The sequence below is a fragment of the Providencia sp. PROV261 genome (genome assembly GCF_028477945.1).
GTDB classification, from domain to species: Bacteria; Pseudomonadota; Gammaproteobacteria; order Enterobacterales; family Enterobacteriaceae; genus Providencia; species Providencia stuartii.
Map to the genome: position 1 here is coordinate 51,480 of NZ_JAMPMC010000016.1, position 24,298 is coordinate 75,777.

The window sequence follows — 24,298 nt, forward strand, 5'->3', positions numbered from 1 at the left end:
AAAATCAGGACGGGCGACGGCGTGCAAGTACCACACCAGCACCAACCAATGCACCGATAGCTCCCCATAGAACCATCATAAAGGCTCTACGTGGGCTGTCACGTTTGACGGGGTCTTCAGGTGTTCTCAAATAGCGATAAGCCTGAAAACTGTCTTGGAGAGTGGGACCAACACTCAGTGTAGATAACATTGCGATGTTTTGGTCATAATCAGTGTCGTGATCAGGGCCTGTCGCTTTTAATGTTTCAATCTGAGCTTCAAGTAATGGAACCCCTAATAGGAACATTTTAGAATCAGGAATTTCATCAACTGGTGCCGAGCTTTGATTACGCGAAATTCCCTGCTTTTGCGCAACTTTCAATGCTTGTTCGAGTAAATTTAAGCGTCTTTCATAAGCAGCTTGAGCAACCATATCTTCGCGTTTCACTAACGCTTTCATTGATTGCATTTTCGTTGCCCACGTTCCCTTAATTTCATCATTCAAGTTGGCTGTTGCACGTTGGTTAGCAAACTGTATGTACTCACGTAAAAGCTGATTAGCATCCGTGGACGTTTCCGCAATCAACTTAATGCTATCAGTGAGATTTTTTAGATTATCCGCGGGCGTGAATTCAATATTGTTAATCAATTCATCCAATAACGCCGCATCTGCTTTAGGGTCATTCTCTAAACGCTGCTTATAATAATCCGTCGTTAACCAAAACTGACGACGGGTATCATAAGAACCCACTTGCTTAATAAACTCTTGGTAAGCCTCATTCGCAATCGTTGGCAATTGCCCTTCTTGACCCGTCGAGTTAATACGGGAATCCAGGTTTCGTAAAAACTGTTGTTGCGAATAATAACTACCCAAATTGTTCACGGTTGGCAGGTCTGTGATCGCGGTTGAACTCCATTTTTGCTGCATAAAATAGGATGCACCCAACGCAATAGCGGCGAAAATCACCGCAAATGCCACGATCCAAATTTTACCTTGCCACAAAGAGCGGCATAAACCACGGATATCCAATTCCGGTTCTATCGGCGGCTGATACTGATTAGGTTGCGTTTCTGAGTTTTTCACTGCACAGAACCTCTATTATTTCCGTTTGTCGTTACCGTACTGCACCACCTCTACGCATACGACGTCTGACGCGCTTAATAAAACGAGCTACTTTCCATGCCCGTTTGATGCAGTAACCATACATAAAGAATACAAGCAAAAACAATGCCAACATGACCCATTCAGGCACAAATGTTAAGCGTTCACCAATAATTCCTATACATGCCAAAATGGCTGCTGCCAGTGTAATCAGAACAAAAGCCCCTCTTGGGCTAAAACCTGAACGCATAATCAAGTGATGAATGTGCTGACGGTCAGGTGAAAATGGACTCATACCTTTACGGATACGACGGTACATAATCGCCACCATATCCATCAATGGGATCGCAATAATCCATAATGCTGTCACAGGGTTGATTGGACGCCCTGCTTCCTGAGTTGATTCGACTAGGATCCAAATAATTGTAAAACCAATCAGTGTGCTTCCCGCATCACCCATAAAGACTTTAAAACGACGACCTAGTACACCTAAATTTAGGAAGATATAAGGAAGGATAGCTGCAATAAAGGCAAAACACCAAAATGCTAATCCATAATTGCCATTTTGATATAACAAAAAGCCTAATGCACCGAAAGAGACACAAGATAGCCCACCGAGTAACCCATCAATACCATCAACCATGTTGAACGCATTAATAGCTGCCCAAACAGCAAACAGTGTCACGATATAACCAAATGGCCCAAGCACTAACTCCCATGGCCCAAACGCATGACCTAATGACTCTAGTTTTAAGTCAGCCACGGTCATCATGACGACAGCGACTACGGCTTGTACACCTGCTCTTAACTTAACACTGATATCAAACCGGTCATCTAACGCACCAATCAATACCAATAAGCCTGCACAGATTAAATATAACCATTTATGGGGTATATATTCTTCTGTAATAACAAACGCGAAGCAGATACCAAAAAAGACCGTTATCCCCCCAACTAAAGGGACCAGACCTACGTGTTTTTTTCTGAAGTTAGGTTTATCAACCAGCCCGATCTTCGTTGCCACAACTCGAGCGATAAAAATAAACACTAACGTGAACAAAAAAACGTAAAAAAGACTAGCAATAAATTGTGCGGTGTCCACGAGTCAACTCTCTTATTTTTTTATCTAACCAACCTAAAACCACAATGCCTTAGCTTATATTGCCTCAATAACAGGCAGCTAAGGTATTATCATCTCAAAAGAGATAAGTTCCATAAGACGAGTCTTCAATAACTATCACAATAACCCTATAAAGGCTTACCTAGTTGTTATTAGTGTAGCTTTTGTTCAATCATGTCTTATTAACGGATTTTATACTTAATGAAAGCAAGATGCATGCCATAAAGAACAATGCTTCTCTATGATTATAATTTTAGGCTGTTTTTCGTTTAATAAATGAACCTTTCCCAACCAGTCAGAAAATGCCATTACGTAAATGATATCGTCATTAAATAAATACATGAAATACATGTATTAACTTAAAACAGTCAAACTTTGAATAAAACAATAAATCTATTTCATCCAACAAATTGATTTTCCATTTTGTAGCGACAAAAATCCAATATAAAAAGTACTATTTTTTATATAATTACTATTCTATTACCGTGAATGGCATCTCAATATTATAAATTGTTATCATCCAATGGTGAGTAAGTTGAATTTATATAAAAACATAACTTAAATTTAATTTACATAACAAATAAATAACAGAGCTATATAATAAGAAATAATTTCGATATTCATCAGAAAAATCAGTAAAAAAAATAAAAAAGCGCTGTCAAAAATTGACAGCGCTTTTTAAATTTAACAATTAGGAAGTTAGCAATTATGCTCTTTTCATAAAATCGAAAAATTCTTCGTTCGTTTTCGTCATTGCTAATTTACTAATGAGGAATTCCATTGCATCGATCTCACCCATAGGATGAATGATCTTACGTAAAATCCACATTTTTTGTAATTCATCTTGTGAAGTTAACAGCTCTTCTTTACGTGTACCTGAACGGTTATAGTCAATCGCAGGGAAAACACGTTTTTCAGCGATCTTACGAGACAGGTGTAGTTCCATGTTACCTGTACCTTTAAACTCTTCGTAAATCACTTCGTCCATTTTGGAGCCCGTGTCGACGAGCGCTGTTGCAATAATGGTTAAACTACCACCTTCTTCAACGTTACGTGCTGCACCAAAGAAACGCTTCGGACGGTGTAACGCATTCGCATCCACACCACCTGTTAAGACTTTACCTGATGAAGGAACAACAGTGTTATACGCTCGCGCAAGACGAGTAATAGAATCAAGTAAAATGATAACGTCTTTTTTATGTTCAACTAAGCGTTTAGCTTTTTCAATCACCATTTCGGCGACTTGAACGTGACGTGCTGCTGGCTCATCAAACGTTGAAGCGATTACTTCACCTTTAACTAGGCGTTGCATTTCGGTAACTTCTTCTGGACGCTCATCAATAAGCAGAACCATCAAAACACAATCAGGGTAGTTATGTGCAATGTTAGCCGCGATATTTTGCAGCAACATGGTTTTACCTGCTTTTGGTGGAGCAACGATCAAACCACGTTGCCCACGGCCGATAGGCGCAGCTAAATCCAAAACACGCGCGGTTAAATCTTCTGTAGAACCGTTTCCACGTTCCATACGAAGACGATTGTTAGCATGTAATGGGGTTAAGTTTTCAAAGAGAATTTTGCTGCGGGCATTTTCAGGTTTATCAAAGTTAACTTCATTAACTTTCAATAGGGCAAAATAGCGTTCACCTTCTTTAGGAGGACGGATTTTTCCTGAAATTGTATCGCCTGTGCGAAGGTTGAAGCGGCGAATTTGGCTGGGAGAAACGTAGATATCATCGGGGCCTGCGAGGTAGGAACTGTCTGCTGAACGGAGGAAACCAAATCCATCCTGCAATATTTCCAGAACGCCATCGCCGAAGATATCCTCCCCGCTTTTAGCATGCTGCTTCAAAATCGAGAAGATAATATCCTGCTTTCTCATACGGGCTAAGTTTTCTAGCCCCATGTTTTCGCCTAATGTAATCAATTCTGATACTGGCGTATTTTTTAATTCGGTAAGATTCATAATGGTGGGTTCTTTAACTCGGGGTAATTCTCGAACTATGAACGTAAATTGACGACAACTATATATAAGCTATATAAGTGCCAGTTTAACTTTATAACGCCCTGTTGATAGTTACAAACATCAACGGCTCAACAACGCGTAAAAATTCTTGCGCTTGTTATTGCTAAGACTGCGCTAACATATCGCGGCGATTCATCGGAATGATGTGCGGCTTATTATTAGAAACACAAACAATATTAGCAATAGTTTTTTGTGCATTTAAGGCAACATCTATCCCAATATCGCAAATTTACAGCTTTCAAAGCACTAAAACGCAAAACTCATGCCCTGAAACCCATCCCTAACTAGAACGCCTTCATACGGCTAATCCATATCTATCTTGAATTGATATTGTCAATTTACCACGAATGAAATGATTGAATGCGGCTAGCGCGACAACTCAATTTTCAAATTGATAATTCCAGAAATCAACACATTATCAGCCCTAGATCACAATATATGAACCACAACTGAACTGACAAACCAGATATTTATGATAAGAGCAACGGATTATAAAGTAATTCTTTCGGGTGCAATATGGGGATTGCCGATAACTTACCATGCTTCATTGAGGACGTCTAGCGGTGCGCCCTATAAAATAGATGTACCGCTAAACGTTTTACCTTAAACAACAACTATAACTTACAGATTTTCGTCCAAAAATTCTTTTAACTGAATTTTAGAGAAGATGCCCACTTTTGTTGCTACGACATTGCCATTTTTGAATAATAGGAGCGTAGGGATACCACGGATACCATATTTTGGTGCAGTAGCTGGGTTATCATCAATATTCAGTTTTGCGATGGTCAGTTTGCCTGTATATTCTTCAACAACTTCATCAAGAATAGGCGCAATCATTTTACAAGGACCACACCATGCAGCCCAGAAATCGACGAGAACAGGTGACGAGGCGTTTAAGACTTCGCTCTCAAAGCTTGCATCAGTTATATGAATAATTTTGTCGCTCATGTTGTACTCCAATGGATCATTTTTGCAGTCTTAGTGTAACATTAATTGGCAGCAGTATGCTTTATTTCAAAAGATACACTTTCGTAAACCAACCGTTAACTGATATTCTACCACACTATGAGTAAAGCACACTTGACAGAAAAGAAGTTTTCCGACTTCGCCTTACACCCCAAAGTCATTGAGGCCCTAAATAAAAAAGGCTTCAATTTTTGCACGCCTATACAGGCGTCTACCCTGCCTTTCACTGTCGAAGGCAAAGATGTTGCGGGGCAAGCGCAAACAGGAACGGGTAAAACGTTAGCATTTTTAACGTCTACATTTCATTATTTACTAACTCACCCTTCGATTGAGGGTAAAAAAGTCAATCAGCCCCGAGCGCTGATTATGGCACCCACCCGTGAACTGGCAGTGCAAATCTACTCAGATGCAAAAGAGCTTGCTGAGTATACGGGTCTAAAAATGGGGCTAGCCTATGGCGGTGATGGCTATGATGAGCAATTAAAGGTGCTACAAAATGGTGTTGATATTCTTATCGGCACAACGGGACGTTTAATTGACTATGCAAAACAAGGTCATATTGACTTAAATGCCGTACAAGTGGTTGTTCTAGATGAAGCTGATCGCATGTACGATCTGGGCTTTATTAAAGATATTCGTTGGTTATTCCGTCGCATGCCTGCGGTAACCGAAAGGTTAAACCTACTCTTTTCAGCTACGCTCTCTTACCGTGTCAGAGAACTTGCTTTTGAACAGATGAATAGCCCTGAATATATTGAAGTCGAGCCGTTACAAAAAACGGGTCACCGTATTAAAGAAGAGCTGTTTTATCCTTCAAATGAAGAGAAAATGCGCTTATTGCAAACGTTGCTTGAAGAAGAGTGGCCAGAGCGTTGTATTATTTTTGCCAATACCAAACATCGTTGCGATGAGATTTGGGCACACCTTGCGGCTGACGGTCATCGTGTAGGGCTACTCACCGGAGATGTTGCTCAGAAGAAACGACTGCGTATTTTAGAAGAGTTTACTCAAGGTAATCTCGATATTTTAGTTGCGACCGATGTCGCTGCTCGCGGGTTACATATTCCTTCTGTTACCCATGTCTTTAACTATGACTTACCTGATGATTGTGAAGACTATGTACACCGCATTGGTCGTACTGGTCGTGCAGGTGAAAGTGGTCATTCAATCAGCCTTGCTTGTGAAGAGTACGCTTTGAATCTACCCGCTATCGAAGAGTACATTCAACATTCGATTCCAGTGAGTAAGTACAACAGCGAAGCGTTATTAACTGACCTTCCTGCTCCGAAACGCCGCCATCGTCCGCGTCCAGGAGGGCCTCGTCGCAATTCAAATTCGCCACGTCGCCATAATGGCCCACGTAACAACCATAAACGTTCAGGCTGAGTAATAACGATATGCTGAAATCTTCTTCTCTCTATGCAGCAATTGATTTAGGTTCGAACAGTTTTCATATGCTGATCGTTCGTGAAGTTGCAGGCAGTATTCAAATTATTTCGAGAGTAAAACGCAAAGTGCGCCTAGCCGCTGGTTTAGATGGCAATAATATGCTGTCAGAACAAGCTATGGAGCGCGGTTGGCAATGTTTGAGGCTCTTTTCAGAGCACTTACAAGATATCCCTAGCGCTCAAATCCGTGTCGTCGCGACTGCAACATTGCGGCTGGCTAAAAATGCCGATGTTTTTGTGCAAAAAGCCAGTGAAATTCTAGGTAATACCGTCAAAGTTATTCAAGGAGAAGAAGAGGCGCGCTTAATTTACCAAGGCGTTGCTCACACAACCGGAGGCCCCGATCAGCGTTTAGTTGTTGATATTGGGGGAGGTAGTACCGAGCTGGTTACAGGTACCGGTGCCAAAGCCACTCAGCTATTTAGCCTTGAAATGGGTTGCGTCACTTGGCTAGAAAAATATTTTAGTGATCGCACACTCACCGAGGAGAACTTTACTCAAGCGGAGTTAGCCGCCCACGCGGTGATTGCCCCTATTGCGGATACCTTAAAAAATCATGGTTGGAAAATTTGTGTTGGTGCATCAGGCACCGTTCAAGCCATCCAAGAAATCATGATCGCGCAAGGCATGGATGAGCTGATTACCTTAGATAAGCTACAACAGCTTAAATATAAAGCCATTCAATGCCACAAGCTTGAAGAGTTAGAAATTGAAGGGCTCACCTTTGAGCGAGCGCTGGTATTCCCAAGCGGTCTGTCTATCCTCATCGCTATTTTTAAAGCTTTATCGATTGATAATATGACTTTAGCGGGTGGTGCATTGCGTGAAGGGTTAGTTTACGGCATGCTTGAATTACCCATTGAGCAAGATATTCGCGCTCGTACCTTGCGTAATATTCAGCGTCGCTTTCAAGTCGATATCGAGCAAGCTGCCCGCGTTAGCCAATTAGCAGAGCATTTCTTTTTACAGGTCTCTAAAAATTGGCAGCTAGACCTACGCTGCCGTGATTTATTATCAAGTGCCTGTGCTTTGCATGAAATCGGTTTAAGCGTTGACTTCCGCAAAGGGCCGGAGCATGCCAGTTACCTTATCACTAACCTTGACCTTCCTGGCTTTACTCCTGCACAAAAGCGCTTACTGGCTGCATTACTCCGCAATCAACACGGGCCTGTTGACCTAGCCACACTCAGTCAACAAAATGCTTTACCCATGCAACAAGCTTATCATTTATGTCGCCTGTTGCGATTAGCTATTCTTTTTGCAAGCCGTCGGCGAGATGATACATTGCCAGCATTACGACTTCATGCAGAGACCCATTCTCTGACGATTGTATTGCCTTACCGCTGGCTCGCAGAGCATCCATTACGAGCAGAAAACTTGCAACAAGAAGTTCAGTGGCAAGGTTATGTTAACTGGCCTTTGAAACTTGAAGAGCGTAATAGCTCCAACAATTAATTTTCCCCCTCACATTCGTTACAGTGAATGTGAGGGAGCATTTCTGCTAGCTTTTCTTATTTAATCCTAAACGAGCCTTAATATCAGCGAGTGCAGATTGTCCTTTTTGCATCCGCTCTTCTGCGGTCACCACTTTTCGTTGCTGTTCCCACTCTAAATCATCTTGCGGCAATTCTAATAAAAAGCGACTTAGCTCAGGGCGGATTAATTCACCGTATTGTCGACGTTCACGGCAATGGCTAAAAAATAGCTCTTTTTGTGCCCGTGTTATTCCAACATAAGCTAACCGCCGCTCTTCATCGATGTTATCCTCATCAATACTACTTTGATGCGGTAACAACCCCTCTTCCATCCCTACTAAAAACACATAAGGGAACTCCAGCCCTTTAGATGCGTGTAATGTCATTAATTGCACTTGATCTGATTCTTCATCATCTTCACCGCGCTCCATCATATCGCGCAGCGTAAAACGCGTTACAACCTGATCTAACGACATAGGATCATTCAAGTCGTCACCTTCAATCATTTCACTCATCCATGTAAACAACTGATTGACGTTTTTCATTCGCATCTCAGCAGCTTTCGTACTCGCCGAAGTTTCATAGAGCCAACTTTCATAGTCCATTTCACGCAGTAAATCACGCACGGCCAATAATGGCTCACGCTCAGACTGTTGAACAATTTTCTCCATCCAACGTGTGAACTGCTGTAGCGCGGTTAATCCTTTGCCTGTTAATGTTTGCTCCAGTCCTAAATCAAAACTAGCTTGATATAAACTTTTACCGCGTTGATTAGCCCATTCACCTAATTTTTGGATCGTTTTTGGCCCAATTTCACGGCGTGGCGTATTCACAATGCGCAAAAAAGCACTGTCATCTTCAGGGTTAGTGATTACTCGCAAATACGCTAATAAATCTTTGATTTCTGGGCGAGAAAAGAATGATGTTCCCCCTGAAATACGGTAAGGAATGCGGTTTTGCATCAACATTTTTTCAAAGATACGCGATTGATGGTTACCGCGATACAAAATGGCATAATCTTTATATTGTGTTTTATTAATAAAGTGATGCGCAATCAATTCACCGATAACTCTTTCAGCTTCATGATCTTCATTATTGGCCGTAATAACCTTAAGTGGTGCCCCATAACCTAGTGTCGAAAATAATTTTTTCTCAAATACGTGGGGGTTATTTGCAATCAAAATATTGGCTGCTTTTAGTATGCGCTCCGATGAACGATAGTTTTGCTCCAACTTAATCACATTTAACTTTGGAAAATCCTGACTCAATAGCACTAAGTTTTGTGGGCGAGCACCACGCCAAGAGTAGATAGATTGGTCATCATCGCCAACTACCGTAAACCGCGCACGCTGACCCACCAGCAATTTAACCAATTGATATTGGCTTGTATTGGTATCCTGATACTCATCCACCAGCAAATAGCGAATTTTTTGTTGCCAACGCTCCCGCACCTCTTCGTTATGGGATAAAAGTAAGGTCGGCTTACTGATCAAATCATCGAAATCCAATACGTTACAGCTTTTTAAATGCAATTCGTAACGACGATAACACTCTGCAAAACGATGCTCTTTCTCACTTCTCACTTTCGCCAACACCTGCTCTGGTGCTAACAGATCATTTTTCCAATTTGAGATCGATGAGATCAGTTGCTGCAAAAGATCTTTATCTTCCTCTAGCAGATCAAAAGTGAGCTCTTTGAGCAATGCCATTTGGTCCTGATCATCAAACAGAGAAAAATTAGCCTTAATACCTAACGCCTTATATTCACGTTTTATGATCTCCAAGCCCAAGGTATGAAATGTAGAGATAATTAACCCTCGAGCTTCTTTCCGCCCCAATGTTTGTGCGACACGCTCTTTCATTTCACGAGCGGCTTTATTGGTAAAGGTGACCGCCGCAATTTGACGTGGTTGATAGCCACATTGGCGGATCAGGTGTGCTATTTTATTCGTTATCACTCGGGTTTTTCCCGAGCCGGCACCAGCCAATACAAGGCATGGGCCATCCACAAATTCAACAGCCTGCTGCTGGCTTGGATTTAATCGCATGGTTTCTCTAGATCAGGTTATTTTCAAAAAGACAGATTGTTGTCGATTGTAGCAGAAAGCACTCGGCGCATAAAAACGGCTAAACCATCATGTATCCATTTAACTGCATATTTCTATCTGTGACGGTCGAGTCTGAAAAACAAAAAAACCGTGTCATTCAGAACAACACGGTTTTCAATACGATATTATTTTATATCTAATATATTTTTCTAAACTATTCGCGTTAAAGGAAAACGGCGAATAGTGCTAGTGTGACGAAAAATTAGCCACCCACTGAAATGCGTTTCATATCTGTCATATATCCACGCAGCGTCTTACCGATTTTCTCAATTGGGTGGTTACGGATAGCTTCATTAACATCACGCAGTTGTGCATTATCGGTGCCATTATCAGCAACAGGTTTCGCCAAATCTCCCGCTTGCAGTTTGCTCATAAAGTCTTTCAACATTGGCACAGCCGCGAACGAGAACAGGTAGTTACCATATTCCGCCGTATCTGAAATAACCACGTTCATTTCATACAGGCGTTTACGAGCGATAGTATTGGCTATCAGTGGCAGCTCGTGCAGTGACTCGTAATAAGCGGATTCCTCAAGGATCCCAGCTTCCAGCATAGTATCAAACGCCAATTCAACCCCAGCTTTAACCATCGCAACTAACAAAACACCGTGGTCAAAGTACTCTTGCTCAGCGATTTTTCCTTCATATTCAGGGTAGTTTTCAAATGGTGTTTTACCGGTTTCTTCACGCCAAGCCAGCAAATTCTTATCATCATTTGCCCAGTCAGCCATCATGGTTTCTGAGAATTTACCAGAAATAATGTCATCCATATGTTTTTGGAACAAAGGAGCCATGATTGTTTTCAGTTGCTCAGACAGTGCAAATGCGCGCAATTTCGCAGGGTTTGACAGACGATCCATCATCAGCGTGATACCACCTTGCTTCAATGCTTCGGTAATTGTTTCCCAACCGAATTGGATTAATTTACCGGCATAGCCTGGCTCAACACCATCAGCAACCATCTTGTCATAACAAAGTAGAGCGCCCGCTTGCAACATACCACACAGGATGGTTTGTTCACCCATCAAGTCAGATTTAACTTCTGCAACGAATGATGACTCCAGTACACCAGCACGATGTCCGCCAGTTGCCGCAGCCCATGCTTTCGCAATAGCCAGACCTTCACCTTTAGGGTCATTTTCAGGGTGAACAGCAATCAGCGTTGGCACACCGAAACCACGTTTATACTCTTCGCGAACCTCAGTACCTGGGCACTTTGGAGCAACCATCACAACAGTAATATCTTTACGGATCTCTTCACCTACTTCAACAATGTTAAAGCCGTGCGAGTAACCTAATGCAGCGCCTTGCTTCATCATTGGCTGAACAGCGCGAACGACCGCTGAGTGCTGCTTGTCTGGCGTTAAGTTAATGACCAAATCCGCTTCAGGGATCAATTCTTCATAAGTACCGACTTTAAAACCGTTTTCTGTCGCTTTACGCCATGATGCACGTTTTTCAGCGATCGCTTCAGCACGTAATGCGTAAGCAATATCCAGACCTGAATCACGCATATTTAGGCCTTGGTTTAAACCTTGAGCACCACAACCGACGATGACGATTTTTTTACCTTTCAGGTATCCTGCTTCATCCGCGAACTCTTCGCGCTTCATGAAACGACATTTGCCTAACTGCTCTAACTGCTGACGCAGATTCAAAGTATTAAAATAATTCGCCATTGTCTTACTCCGTTGTTCTGTTGTGTTCGTTATTTCAGGCATCTGCCTGTCGCTTTTCTATTTAGCGTTTATGGTTTTACTATATGCGATGATTCGCATTGCTTAAATTGATATATTAACAATACAATGTTGCATATTATGCAACGCCCTTTTGACTTAACTTAAGGCTGAAACAAAAATGGATATCCGTGATTTAAAGCTATTTCTTCATTTAGCAGAAAGTTGCCATTTTGGTCGAACCTCTAAAGCGATGTATGTCAGTCCATCCACTTTATCGCGGCAAATTCAACGCTTAGAAGAGCAGCTAGGGCATCCACTTTTTATTCGTGATAATCGGTCGGTAAAACTGACCCAAGCGGGTGAGCACCTTAAACAATTTGCTCAACAAACTTTATTACAATATCAACAACTCCAGCATGTCCTTAACCAGCAAAGCCCTTCTCTTACGGGTGAACTGCGCCTTTTTTGCTCTGTCACTGCCGCGTATAGCCACTTGCCACAAATTCTGGATAAATTCCGCGCACTGCATCCACTGGTAGAAATAAAACTCACCACTGGTGATGCGGCCGATGCTGTCGACAAAGTAGAAACCAAGGAAGCTGACCTTGGGATCGCAGGTAAACCAGAACGCCTTCCTGATAATGTAAGGTTTACTAAAATTGGTGAAATCCCATTGGTACTGATCGCCCCCGCACTACCTTGTGCTGTTCGAACCATGGCTACCGAAGAGCAGCCCGACTGGAATGCGATCCCGTTTATTCTGCCTGAACACGGACCATCACGAAAACGTATCGAACTCTGGTTTCGCCGTCATCACATCAATAATCCCGTGATCTATGCAACTGTCTCAGGCCATGAAGCTATCGTGTCAATGGTCGCACTCGGCTGTGGTATTGCCTTGATACCAAGCGTCGTTGTTGATAACAGCCCTGAGCCAGTTCGCAGCCGTATATTACAACTCGACAATATTTCGCTGGTTGAACCCTTTGAGCTAGGCGTTTGCTCGCTTAGCAAACGCCTAAGTGAACCACTCATCAAATCATTTTGGCAATTGTTGCCCGACCACTCAATCTAATGTTTGCGGTGAGCTTTGGGGGGCTAAAAAGAACCTAAATGACGGGTTCCCTGTTTCATCATGATATTCATAACCTAGCGCATCAAGGTGCCTATCGAAACGCACCTCAGGACCTGATAACTCAAACGCCGCTAATACACGACCATAATCAGTGCCATGGCTACGATAATGGAACAGTGTAATATTCCAATACGTCCCCAGAGTCTCTAAGAATTTTAACAATGCCCCCGGTGATTCTGGGAACTCAAAACTATAAAGGCGCTCCTCCAATGGCTTCGATGGTCGACCACCAATCATATAACGTACATGTAATTTCGCCATTTCATCATCGGATAGGTCGGCAACTTCATAGCCATGTTGTTGCAACTCTTGAATAATTTCACTTCGTTCGTTTTCGCCACCGCTTAACCTCACCCCCACAAAGATACAAGCACGGTCAGGATCTGCATCGGTATAACGATAATTAAACTCCGTGACTGCACGATGGCCTAATAACTGGCAGAAACGCAAAAAGCTGCCTTTTTGTTCAGGGATCGTGACCGCAAGAAGTGCCTCCCGTTGCTCACCAATTTCGCATCGCTCTGAAACATAACGCAGGCCATGGAAATTCATATTTGCACCGGATAAAACATGTGCAAGACGCTCGCCTTTAATGTTGTGCAGTTGCACATATTTTTTTAAGCCTGCTAGTGCTAATGCTCCAGATGGCTCAGCAATCGCACGCACATCCTCAAAAATATCTTTCAACGCCGCACAAATCGCGTCACTGTCTACGGTGATCACATCATCCACATATTTTTGGCAAAGACGGAATGTTTCATCGCCAATACGCTTCACCGCAACGCCTTCAGCAAATAAGCCAACTCGAGGCAAGTCAACCGGATGCCCCGCTGCCAATGCGGCTTTCAAACATGCCGCGTCTTCGGCTTCAACGCCGATAATTTTAATCTCAGGCATCAATTGCTTGATCAGAACCGCTACGCCAGCAATCAGGCCACCACCACCGACGGGGACAAAAATGCGATCAAGATGCGCATCTTGCTGTAACAACTCCAATGCTATTGTGGCTTGCCCTGCAATCACAGAAGGGTGATCAAAAGGGGGAACAAAGGTGTACCCCTCATTTGTCGCCATTTCGATGGCTTTGGCTTTCGCTTCATCAAAATTTGCCCCATGCAAAATGGCTTCACCACCGAAATTACGTACCGCGTCGACCTTAATATCTGCGGTTGCCACAGGCATGACAATCTTTGCTTTCACGCCAACACGACTGGCCGATAATGCAACGCCTTGTGCATGGTTCCCCGCAGAAGCGGTAACCACACCTTTCGCTTTTTGCTCATCGGTCAATCCAGCAATCATGGCGTAAGCACCACGCAACTTAAAGCTATGAACAGGCTGCCTATCTTCACGTTTAACTAAAATCGTATTTCCCATGCGAGCAGACACTTTTCTCATCTCTTGCAATGGGGTGACCTGAGCCACTTCATAAACCGGCGCACTGAGCGCCGCTTTTAAATAATCAGCACCCGTAGGTGCAGAGGGTAATGGTTTTGCAGCAGCCACCGTCATTAGCCTCCCAGCTTAGATTTATCGCGTACAGCGCCCTTATCTGCACTCGTTGCAAGAGATGCGTAGGCACGCAATGCAAAAGAGACCTCACGCTGACGATTACGTGGCGTATACGCTTTATCACCACGCGCCAATTCCGCTTCTCGGCGTTTATTCAGCTCATTATCATCAACATCAAGTGCTATCGTTCTCTTTGGAATATCGATATCAATAATGTCGCCATCTTGTACCAATGCCAACAATCCACCACTAGCGGCTTCAGGTGAAATATGACCAATGGATAACCCGGAGCTTCCTCCTGAGAAGCGGCCATCCGTAATGAGCGCACAGGTTTTCCCTAATCCCATTGATTTAAGGTATGAGGTTGGGTACAACATTTCTTGCATGCCTGGGCCACCTTTCGGGCCTTCATAGCGAATAACAACCACATCCCCTTCAACAACCTTACCGCCTAAAATGGCTTCTACAGCATCATCTTGGCTTTCATAAACCTTCGCAGGCCCACGGAAAGTTAAACTACCTTCATCAACACCTGCGGTTTTCACAATACAGCCATCTTCCGCGATGTTCCCCGCAAGTACCGCTAAGCCCCCATCTAAACTGTAGGCGTGCTCTATATTACGGATACAGCCATTTTCACGGTCAGTGTCGAGAGAAGGCCAGCGACAGTTTTGCGAAAAGGCTTGTGTTGTTCGAATACCCGCAGGCCCCGCCGAAAACATCGACTTAACGGCTTCATCTTGCGTCAACATCACATCATATTGCTCAAGTGTCTGCTTAAGTGTCAGGCCTAAAATATTTTTAACATTATGCTGTAGCAGGCCTGCTCGGCTTAACTCACCTAAAATACCAATAACACCACCAGCACGATGAACATCTTCCATATGATATTTTTGGGTGCTCGGCGCAACTTTACATAAATGCGGGACTTTGCGTGACAAACGGTCAATATCTGCCATTGTGAAATCAACATCGGCTTCTTGAGCCGCTGCTAACAGGTGTAAAACCGTATTGGTTGAGCCACCCATCGCAATATCCAATGTCATCGCATTTTCAAAAGCGGATTTATTAGCGATATTACGCGGCAATGCACTTTCATCATCTTGCTCATAATAGCGCTTAGTTAATTCAACAATACGCTTACCAGCATTGATGAATAACGCTTTACGGTCAGCATGGGTCGCAAGTAATGACCCATTTCCTGGTTGCGATAACCCTAATGCTTCGGTTAAACAGTTCATTGAGTTAGCGGTAAACATACCTGAGCAAGAGCCGCATGTTGGGCAAGCAGAGCGTTCAATTTGTTCGCTGTCCGCATCGCTTACATTAGGGTTCGCGCCTTGGATCATCGCATCCACTAAGTCTAACTTGATAATTTGATCTGAAAGCTTGGTTTTCCCAGCTTCCATAGGACCACCTGAAACAAAAATAACAGGGATATTTAGGCGTAATGATGCCATTAACATACCCGGTGTGATTTTGTCACAGTTAGAGATACATACCATGGCATCTGCACAGTGTGCATTCACCATATATTCGACTGAATCTGCAATTAACTCACGGGAAGGTAAGGAATAAAGCATCCCGCCATGCCCCATTGCAATGCCATCATCGACAGCGATTGTATTAAACTCTTTAGCGACACCCCCTGCCGCTTCGATCTGCTCAGCGACAAGTTTGCCAAGGTCACGCAAATGCACATGGCCCGGTACAAATTGTGTAAATGAGTTAACAACTGCGATAATCGGTTTTCCAAAATCAGCATCGGTCATACCGGTGGCACGCCATAATGCACGTGCGCCTGCCATATTACGGCCATGGGTGGTGGTTGCTGAACGGTACTTCGGCATATCTTTACTCCCGTGTTTTAAAACAGGCGGGGAACGACCGCCTGTAAATCTGTCTGTATTTGTTATTAAGGGTTAACTGGATCTAACCAACCCCATTTATCTTCTGTTGTACCATCAAACAAACCAAAGAAGGCTTGCTGGATCTTTTTGGTCATAGGGCCACAGCGACCAATACCCACTTGAATGCCATCCACACTACGTACTGGCGTGATTTCAGCTGCGGTTCCGGTCATAAACACTTCATCAGCAAGGTATAAAGACTCACGTGATAAGGTTTGTTCACGAACTTCAATGCCCATATCCTTCGCTAACGTTAAGATCGCATCACGTGTGATCCCCGGCAGTGCAGAAGATGTGAATGGTGGTGTAAATAAAATGCCATCTTTCACTTCAAAAATATTTTCACCCGCCCCTTCAGATAAATAACCATTAACATCTAATGCAATTCCCTCTTGATAGCCATGACGACGTGCTTCACTGCCAACAAGTAGCGACGATAAATAGTTACCACCCGCTTTTGCTCCAGTAGGAATGGTATTTGCTGCAACGCGGTTCCATGAGGAAACCATAGCATCAATTCCTTGATCTAAAGCTTCTTCGCCTAAATAGGCCCCCCATGGGAAAGCCGCCATGATGACATCTGTTTTATAACCATCTGGAGGATTAACCCCCATACCAACATCACCAATAAAGACTAATGGACGAATATAGGCACTGACTAAGTTATTTTTACGTAACGTTTCACGGCATGCTTCCATCAGCTCATCAACGCTATAGCTGACAGGCATACGGTAGATTTTTGCAGAATCACGCAAACGCTGCATGTGCTCACGATGGCGGAAAACAACAGGCCCCTTGTGAGAATCATAGCAACGGACGCCTTCAAATACCGATGTACCATAATGCAAAGCATGAGACATAACGTGTACTTTTGCATCGGCCCATGGCGTCATTTCACCGTTAAACCAAATATAGTCAGCTTTCTTAGTCATTTTATTTATTCCTTACATTGCACTTTGTGTGCGTAATAGTCGTGATTCTTGTTCTCTTATTTCAACTTCCGAAACATCAGACAGCTTAGTTAACTGAGCATATAACTGAGCTAATGGACGCTGGCTGTTCACGGTCATTTCGATATTTACATTATCACCATCCGGCATATGATCCATAGTCATCGAACTGATTTGGAATCCACGATGGCGAGTCACCCGTAATATACGCTCTAAAACCTCAGGACGGAAACGGGCCAGTATTGCGAGTTGATGTTGCATCATAACGGTTTCTCCATCATTTTTTCATTGCTCGCCCCTGGTGGAACCAACGGCCAGACGTTTTCTAATTCATTTATTGAGACCTGTAACAGATAAGCGCCTTCACTGTTGAGTAACTCATCAAGCGCTGCGTCAACTTCAGATTTTGAGGTAATGCGTCGCCCTGGGATATCAAAAGCCCGAGCCAAAGCCACAAAATCAGGGTTATCGGTTAAAATCGTTTCGCTATAGCGCTGTTCAAAAAACAGCTCTTGCCACTGACGAACCATGCCTAACCGCTGGTTATCTAACAATAAAATTTTAACGGGTAGTTGTTTACGTTTAATGGTGCCAAGCTCTTGTACATTCATCATGAAAGAACCATCTCCAGAGACACAAACCACAGTGTCTTCCGGACGAGCCACTTGTGCGCCAATCGCGGCTGGAATACCAAAGCCCATGGTTCCTAAACCACTAGAAGTAATAAAATCTTCAGGTGCATCAACCGCGATATGTTGGGCCGACCACATTTGATGCTGCCCAACATCTGTCGTGATAACCGTATTTGCCTTCATACGATCAGACAGTTGCTTTAACAGCAAAGGGGCGTAGATAGCATCACCGGGATGATCGTAACGCCAGCTAAACTCATGCTTTAGCTGGCGTACCTCTTCCTGCCAAGATGAAATCGTTTTTTCCATCATCAACTCAGGTAATAACGCTTTAGCATCACCTAATAAAGCGACGTGAGTTTGACGCAATTTATCTAATTCAACATGGTCGATATCGATATGAATGACTTTGGCATTTGGCGCGAATGTATTTAACTTACCTGTCACACGGTCATCAAAGCGAGCGCCCACGGCTATCAATAAATCACAACGCTGCACCGCGAAGTTTGCCGCCTTAGTACCATGCATCCCCAGCATTCCGAGATAATATGGCTCCGAAGGTGCAACTGCGCCTAGCCCTTTTAAAGTTGTCACAGAAGGAATGCCCGTGTAATCAATAAAACGTCTTAGCTCGGCAACCGCACCTGACATCCCAACGCCACCACCGATATATAACATTGGTTTTTGCGACTGTTTGAGTAACTCTCTTGCCTCAGCAACCTCATGTGACTGGATAGGTAAATCCTGTTCAACAGGCATTAAAAACGGCGCGAGATCTGCCTGCTGCAGTTGAATATCTTTCGGAATATCAATCAGTACAGGTCCTGGGCGACCACTATTTGCGATTGCGAAAGCTTCAGCAACAATGCGAGGCAGGTCTTCAAGAGATTCCACTAAAAAACTGTGCTTAGTACAGGCCAGAGATAAACCCAAAACATCGATTTCTTGGAAAGCGTCAGTGCCAATAAATTCCGAACTCACTTGCCCCGTGATAGCCACAACAGGCACAGAATCTAACAAAGCATCCGCTAACCCAGTGATTAAATTCGTCGCTCCCGGCCCTGATGTCGCAATACAAACCCCTGTTTTTGACGTCGAGCGAGCATAACCAATCGCGGCAATAACCGCCCCTTGCTCATGGCGACACAACAGATGCTCAACCCCGCCATCATACAGCGCGTCATACACTGGCATGATAGCGCCTCCCGGATAGCCAAAAACAGTCTCCACTCCCTGCGTCCGCAATGCTTGAACTAACCACTGTGCCCCATTCATGCTTTTCTCCTGTCTTCCAATTAATTTATCTATTTGTATTTATTTTGTTTTTTTAGGTTTGATGATGTTGCTAAACTTTACGTCAAAAAAAACCCCGCGCCTTTCGGTGCGGGGTTCTCGTGAGATCTGGCTACTAATTTAGCCTTCGTCGTCCAAGTGCAGCCCCGCACGGTGGGATAATAATCACCACCACGCTGATAATAATTAGGCTAATCACTCGGAAAAATGCGTTCATCGGTTCTGTCTTTCGCTGTATTATTCGTTATCTATATTAAAGAGGTATCATTTTAAAATTACTTTGACAACTTTTATTTTAAATTTTTATTATCAAAAAATATATTTCAATATAAATCAGATAGATAAAAAACAAACAGAATAAATAACTAGTGTTTTATAGAATTTACAGCAAATACATATAGCGAAGCCATTATACGCAGCCTGATATTCCAACAAGCAAGCGTAGTATTGATGATATTAATTTTAATTTACACCTCATCTTTAAAAAAATTCCTTCTCAATTAATTTCTATTATCTATAAATTAATATCATATAACATATTAATTAATAATAGTTTTACGACCACCTTCGCAAAAATTTAATCCGTGGCAAATATTTTACATTTAAGTTTCCCTTCCCACTCTCATCCTTAAAAAGAGCCATTGAAACGGCTCTTTATTCAACAGAATATTACTCTGTTTATTCAAGGGAGGAGATATGGCATTAGCAATTGTGTATACAAGAGCATCGATAGGAATGAATGCGCCACTGGTTACTGTTGAAGCACATATTAGTAATGGGCTACCTGGATTGACACTTGTAGGTTTACCTGAAACGGCTGTAAAAGAATCGAGAGATAGAGTACGGAGCGCATTATTAAACAGCGGTTTTGAATTCCCTGCAAAAAAAATGACGATTAACTTAGCCCCTGCCGATCTCCCGAAAGAAGGGGGACGTTACGATCTTGCGATAGCAATCGCTATCTTAGCGTCATCAGGCCAAGTGCCTACAAAAATACTTCATCAGTATGAATTTCTCGGTGAACTCGCTTTGTCTGGTCATATTCGCCATGTGAATGGTGCTATCCCTGCCGCACTCGCGGCATTAACACAAAAAAGGCAACTCGTTCTTTCATCTGAAAATCAATATGAGCTGAATTTATTACCTGATAATAGTGTTAAGTTTGCAGGAACATTATTAGAACTTTGTCATTTTTTATACGAGAAAATGACATTATCAGGTAATTTCCATCCGACCGAAATCCCTGATCCCCCCATTTGCGACGGGAATATTAGCGATATTATTGGCCAAGAGCAGGGAAAAAGAGCGTTAGAGATCTGTGCAAGTGGTGGGCACAACTTATTGTTATTAGGCCCTCCTGGCACAGGAAAAACGATGCTAGCAAGTCGCCTAAAAACATTACTACCGTCCCTAACGCCACAGGAAGCCCTAGAAGTCGCCTCTATACATAGCCTATACCATTCAAGCGATTTAACTTCTCCTTGGCCTCCTAGGCCCTTTAGAGCTCCTCACCATAGCGCGTCAATGGCAGCACTCATTGGTGGAGGGAGCCTTCCTAAACCCGGTGAAATATCATTAGCCCATAATGGCATTTTATTTCTGGATGAATTGCCTGAGTTTAGCCGCTCTGTACTTGACGCATTACGTGAGCCACTTGAATCAAGGCAAGTTATTATTTCCCGCGCTAAAGCAAAAGTGTGTTTCCCAGCCAACTTTCAACTCATCGCCGCACTGAACCCAAGCCCTACAGGCCAATATCAAGGTGATTACTGCCGAAGCTCCTCCACGAAAATCTTACGCTACTTATCACGCGTTTCAGGTCCTTTTCTTGATCGATTTGATCTGTCTATTGAAATACCGCTGCTTCCGTTGGGTACACTCAGTCATCAACAGTATCAAAGCGAAAATAGTGAGCAAATCCGCGCTAGAGTCATACTTGCAAGAGAGATACAAATGAAAAGAATGGGGAAACTCAATAGCCAATTAACCGCCAGAGAAACGACAAACCTATGCCAACTGACATCCAAAGATTCACTTTTTTTGGAGCATGCCTTAAACAAACTTGGGTTATCGATACGCGCTTGGCATCGCATTTTAAGAGTCGCTCGAACTATTGCCGACTTACAAAATACCAATAATATCGAAAAACCTCATCTTCTCGAAGCTCTCGGTTATAGAGCGATGGATAAGTTATTGCTTCATTTGCAAAAACAAGTAAGCTGAGTAGTTGGAGAGGTGGTGAATGAGAGTGGCATAAGCGTACACTCTAAATGAATCTACGATGATGTAGCAGCGCTTATTACACTGGCCTCATAGAGAGATTTAGAAAGTCAGCTTCGTTACTTTACGTGACTATAACGCATATAAGTTAAGGGGCCTGTAAGCCCCTCTAAATATATTGATGATATTAATCGTCTGTATCTGTATAGTCATCCGAAGGGTCTATCTGAGGCTTACCGCCAGAGAGAGTATGGAAGCGTTTCGGACGATTTATGCGGCTAGAATATTTCGCCCACACTTTTTCTTCAGGAGTTACAGGTTCCCTTTCGCCGCGGCAAACCGCAACGAAAAGTTTTTCTTCGTCGGTTTGTGCTGCACGTTTGCCGGAATCAAGCTCAGAAAAAGCTTGGCCATGGCGCTCGAGTAACTGAGCTTCCTTGATGGTAAAATCACCATGACGAGAAAAGCCACGTGGGTAATGTTTATTGTCAAAAAAACGATTAGTCGTGATGAAGCTTTCTGCCATCTGACACACTCCTAACTTATTACTGTCAACTCTTTATGGCGCGGAGTATTAGACAGCATTGACAATCTGTAAAACAAAACATTTAAATCATCACGACAAAAATTATTGGAGATGTATGTGGATACTGAGTTATTAAAAACATTTTTGGAAGTCAGTAGAACCAGACACTTCGGCCGAGCCGCGGAATCACTCTATTTAACGCAATCAGCTGTCAGTTTTCGCATCCGGCAACTCGAAACACAGCTCGGTACAAACCTATTCACGCGACACCGCAATAATATTAGGCTAACGGCTGCTGGGGAGCGCTTAGTTCCTTACGCTGAATCCTTAATGAATACATGGCTACAAGCCAAAAAAGAGATCTCCCATGCTTCACAGCATACTGAATTGTCGATAGGTGCTACCGCATCATTATGGGAAGGCTACCTTACCGATTGGATGCAATCACTGTATGAACAGCATGATGAATTACGTTTAGAGGCGAGAGTTTCGACTCGGCAGTCACTGGTGAAACAACTGCATTCGAGAGAGCTAGATTTATTAATTGCTACTGAACCGCCAAAAATGGATGAGTTCGAAAGCACCATCATAGGCACTATTGAGCTTCAATTAATGGCCTCACAAAAAAATATCGCTTTAACAAATTATAATTATATCAAATTAGAGTGGAGTGCCGATTTTCAACCTCAAAATGACGCAAGCCTTACGCCCGATGATTCGCCAGTTATGATCACGACATCTGCACACATTGCTCGTCAATTACTGCCTGTATCACTTTCTGCCGCGTTTTTACCGTCTCACTGGAGTATTCAGTACCCTGGACTCAAAACGCTCTCAGAGACCGTAATTACAAAACCACTCTACGCCGTCTGGTTACAAAAGAACGATCAACAAGCATTGATTAATCAATTAATAAAAACCCCCATTAAAAACGCACAATTAGCCCCTACGTCATAACTGACTAACTACTTATCAGTTTTAACTACGCTCGATAATACTGTCGGGCGTTTTTTCTTATCAGCCTCTTTAATTTAGCCTCTTACGCATAATAATCTCTCATACGAACGACAGGGCTATTTCAATTCAAGCCAATAACTTAACCTGAACTCGAGATAAGAAAAATAAAAAAGAAGGAAGCGAAAAGTAGGTTCGGTGATCAGATCTTTCGACCAAAAAACCACTGTTCACCAAGGAATCCACTATGCATAATTTAGTTGACTTATTTTGTCATATCGATGATTTTGCAAATTTTTCATCCCACAATGGCAAAAATACTTGATTGAAAGTGGTAAAGGTCAGCGGCTACACCAAACAAGAATGACAAGCAGTGGAATTATGACCATCATCATTGCATTCCCTGTGTCTCATCATCGTGATTTGAAGCATTTTTATATTGGGTTCATTGTGGTATACCACAAAAAAGACTTTCCAACCTTATTGAGCTACACGCGTTTTTTTGACGTCATATCGAAGGTTTGAGTGCCATTACGTTCCTTCTTTACCCATCTAAAAGGTCAACCAACAGGTATCGAGTTTATTACCAGTATTAAAGTGTGCCACAACCTACGGATCCCAAAACATCGGGTTTTTAAAAACTCGGCGGCCAGAGGAAAAGAGACGATGGGATGGTTCTACGGTTTCAAGCAGCACATCATCGTTAACCATCTTGATGAGATTGTTGCCGCAGAACTTACATCAGCAAAGCATTAACTGAAGATTTAAAGATGGAAGGAATAACATTGGTTACAGGACAACGCAAAAATATGAAGCCAAAATTATTAGTGGCCTGAGATAGAGCGATGCTCGCTAAGCGATTCATTATTGAAACAACTAATGATCAGCTGAAAAAATATTACGCAGATTGAACATTCTCACCATCGTAGTTTGCATGGATTCATGTTGAATTCACTGGGCGGTTTTGCCTATTGTTTGAAACCGAAAAAGTCATCCTGAATATTTCAAATGTCGAGAAAACAGGGCTTCAAATAATGGCTTAAACCGATCTCAAGTTAACTTAGAAATAACAGGAATAGGTCGCAAATTTAGGTAGGAATTATCGATTTTTGCATAAAGAAAAACCCGATTAAAGTAATCGGGTTATCAATAAGATACTTCTTTTGTTTTTACTTAATTGGTAACTGGCAGGGGCGGAGAGGCTCGAACTCCCAACACCCGGTTTTGGAGACCGGTGCTCTACCAATTGAACTACGCCCCTAAA

The 24,298-nt window shown here is 42.9% G+C and carries 18 protein-coding genes, 1 tRNA gene and 1 pseudogene; 6 read left to right on the top strand and 14 right to left on the bottom strand.

All coding sequences use genetic code 11. The features are described 5' to 3' along the window. Positions 1–4: 4 nt before the first annotated feature. The 4 genes from wzzE to trxA all read right to left on the bottom strand — a co-directional run bounded on the left by wzzE (position 5) and on the right by trxA (position 5,175). Positions 5–1,063: an ECA polysaccharide chain length modulation protein gene (wzzE, locus tag PR675_RS11565; RefSeq protein WP_014657281.1), complete on the bottom strand. Its 1,059-nt coding sequence runs from the start codon at positions 1,061–1,063 to the stop codon at positions 5–7. Positions 1,064–1,094: 31 nt separating this feature from the next. Next, complete coding sequence (gene wecA, locus PR675_RS11570) at positions 1,095–2,183, bottom strand: UDP-N-acetylglucosamine--undecaprenyl-phosphate N-acetylglucosaminephosphotransferase (RefSeq protein ID WP_004915476.1); 1,089 nt, start codon at positions 2,181–2,183, stop codon at positions 1,095–1,097. A gap of 724 nt (positions 2,184–2,907) precedes the next feature. Beyond that, on the bottom strand, positions 2,908–4,167 hold the full coding sequence (gene rho / locus PR675_RS11575) for a transcription termination factor Rho (protein ID WP_004915469.1): 1,260 nt from the start codon (positions 4,165–4,167) through the stop codon (positions 2,908–2,910). A 681-nt stretch (positions 4,168–4,848) separates the two neighbouring features. Further along, positions 4,849–5,175, bottom strand: a complete 327-nt coding sequence (gene trxA / locus PR675_RS11580) for a thioredoxin TrxA (protein WP_004915462.1) — start codon at positions 5,173–5,175, stop codon at positions 4,849–4,851. Between the two features lie 117 nt (positions 5,176–5,292). Here trxA and rhlB point away from each other — a divergent pair, with 117 nt between their 5' ends. Next, the gene (gene rhlB / locus PR675_RS11585; protein WP_004915459.1) at positions 5,293–6,579 is read left to right on the top strand and encodes an ATP-dependent RNA helicase RhlB; all 1,287 of its coding nucleotides are present in this window, start codon (positions 5,293–5,295) and stop codon (positions 6,577–6,579) included. Between the two features lie 11 nt (positions 6,580–6,590). After that, a complete protein-coding gene (gene gppA / locus PR675_RS11590; RefSeq protein WP_060561494.1) occupies positions 6,591–8,096 on the top strand; it encodes a guanosine-5'-triphosphate,3'-diphosphate diphosphatase in 1,506 nt (501 codons plus the stop codon). A 46-nt stretch (positions 8,097–8,142) separates the two neighbouring features. Here the strand turns inward: gppA and rep are convergent, their stop codons facing one another. Together rep and ilvC are read right to left on the bottom strand one after the other, a co-directional pair. Beyond that, complete coding sequence (gene rep, locus PR675_RS11595) at positions 8,143–10,164, bottom strand: DNA helicase Rep (RefSeq protein WP_004915452.1); 2,022 nt, start codon at positions 10,162–10,164, stop codon at positions 8,143–8,145. 262 nt (positions 10,165–10,426) lie between these two features. Then, positions 10,427–11,902 (bottom strand): ketol-acid reductoisomerase, encoded by a 1,476-nt coding sequence (ilvC, locus tag PR675_RS11600; protein ID WP_014657279.1) that lies wholly within the window; start codon positions 11,900–11,902, stop codon positions 10,427–10,429. A gap of 178 nt (positions 11,903–12,080) precedes the next feature. Here ilvC and ilvY point away from each other — a divergent pair, with 178 nt between their 5' ends. Beyond that, on the top strand, positions 12,081–12,977 hold the full coding sequence (gene ilvY, locus PR675_RS11605; RefSeq protein ID WP_004915447.1) for an HTH-type transcriptional activator IlvY: 897 nt from the start codon (positions 12,081–12,083) through the stop codon (positions 12,975–12,977). On the opposite strand, the gene ilvA is transcribed toward ilvY, so the two are convergent. The 6 genes from ilvA to ilvL all read right to left on the bottom strand — a co-directional run bounded on the left by ilvA (position 12,969) and on the right by ilvL (position 19,551). Further along, positions 12,969–14,543: a threonine ammonia-lyase, biosynthetic gene (ilvA, locus tag PR675_RS11610; protein WP_171831062.1), complete on the bottom strand. Its 1,575-nt coding sequence runs from the start codon at positions 14,541–14,543 to the stop codon at positions 12,969–12,971. The two genes, ilvY and ilvA, sit on opposite strands and share 9 nt — an antisense overlap. A gap of 5 nt (positions 14,544–14,548) precedes the next feature. After that, a complete protein-coding gene (gene ilvD / locus PR675_RS11615) occupies positions 14,549–16,399 on the bottom strand; it encodes a dihydroxy-acid dehydratase (protein ID WP_014657278.1) in 1,851 nt (616 codons plus the stop codon). 65 nt (positions 16,400–16,464) lie between these two features. Further along, positions 16,465–17,391: a branched-chain amino acid transaminase gene (locus tag PR675_RS11620; protein WP_004915437.1), complete on the bottom strand. Its 927-nt coding sequence runs from the start codon at positions 17,389–17,391 to the stop codon at positions 16,465–16,467. A gap of 12 nt (positions 17,392–17,403) precedes the next feature. Further along, positions 17,404–17,673 carry an acetolactate synthase 2 small subunit gene (gene ilvM / locus PR675_RS11625; protein ID WP_004915433.1) on the bottom strand — a complete coding sequence of 90 codons (270 nt, stop codon included), beginning with the start codon at positions 17,671–17,673 and terminating at the stop codon, positions 17,404–17,406. Continuing rightward, positions 17,670–19,316 carry an acetolactate synthase 2 catalytic subunit gene (ilvG, locus tag PR675_RS11630; RefSeq protein WP_004915430.1) on the bottom strand — a complete coding sequence of 549 codons (1,647 nt, stop codon included), beginning with the start codon at positions 19,314–19,316 and terminating at the stop codon, positions 17,670–17,672. The genes ilvM and ilvG overlap by 4 nt, the downstream gene beginning before the upstream one ends. A 133-nt stretch (positions 19,317–19,449) precedes the next feature. Beyond that, positions 19,450–19,551 (bottom strand): ilv operon leader peptide, encoded by a 102-nt coding sequence (ilvL, locus tag PR675_RS11635; RefSeq protein WP_071599630.1) that lies wholly within the window; start codon positions 19,549–19,551, stop codon positions 19,450–19,452. A gap of 479 nt (positions 19,552–20,030) precedes the next feature. Here ilvL and PR675_RS11640 point away from each other — a divergent pair, with 479 nt between their 5' ends. After that, positions 20,031–21,557 (top strand): YifB family Mg chelatase-like AAA ATPase, encoded by a 1,527-nt coding sequence (locus PR675_RS11640; RefSeq protein WP_060561495.1) that lies wholly within the window; start codon positions 20,031–20,033, stop codon positions 21,555–21,557. 184 nt (positions 21,558–21,741) lie between these two features. On the opposite strand, the gene PR675_RS11645 is transcribed toward PR675_RS11640, so the two are convergent. Further along, complete coding sequence (locus PR675_RS11645; RefSeq protein WP_004915426.1) at positions 21,742–22,080, bottom strand: DUF413 domain-containing protein; 339 nt, start codon at positions 22,078–22,080, stop codon at positions 21,742–21,744. A gap of 111 nt (positions 22,081–22,191) precedes the next feature. Here PR675_RS11645 and hdfR point away from each other — a divergent pair, with 111 nt between their 5' ends. Then, the gene (gene hdfR, locus PR675_RS11650; RefSeq protein ID WP_004915423.1) at positions 22,192–23,037 is read left to right on the top strand and encodes an HTH-type transcriptional regulator HdfR; all 846 of its coding nucleotides are present in this window, start codon (positions 22,192–22,194) and stop codon (positions 23,035–23,037) included. Positions 23,038–23,281: 244 nt separating this feature from the next. After that, a pseudogene (locus PR675_RS11655) lies at positions 23,282–24,077 on the top strand (transposase). 142 nt (positions 24,078–24,219) lie between these two features. Here PR675_RS11655 and PR675_RS11660 read toward each other — a convergent pair. Further along, positions 24,220–24,295 (bottom strand) — tRNA-Trp (locus tag PR675_RS11660). Positions 24,296–24,298 lie beyond the last annotated feature (3 nt).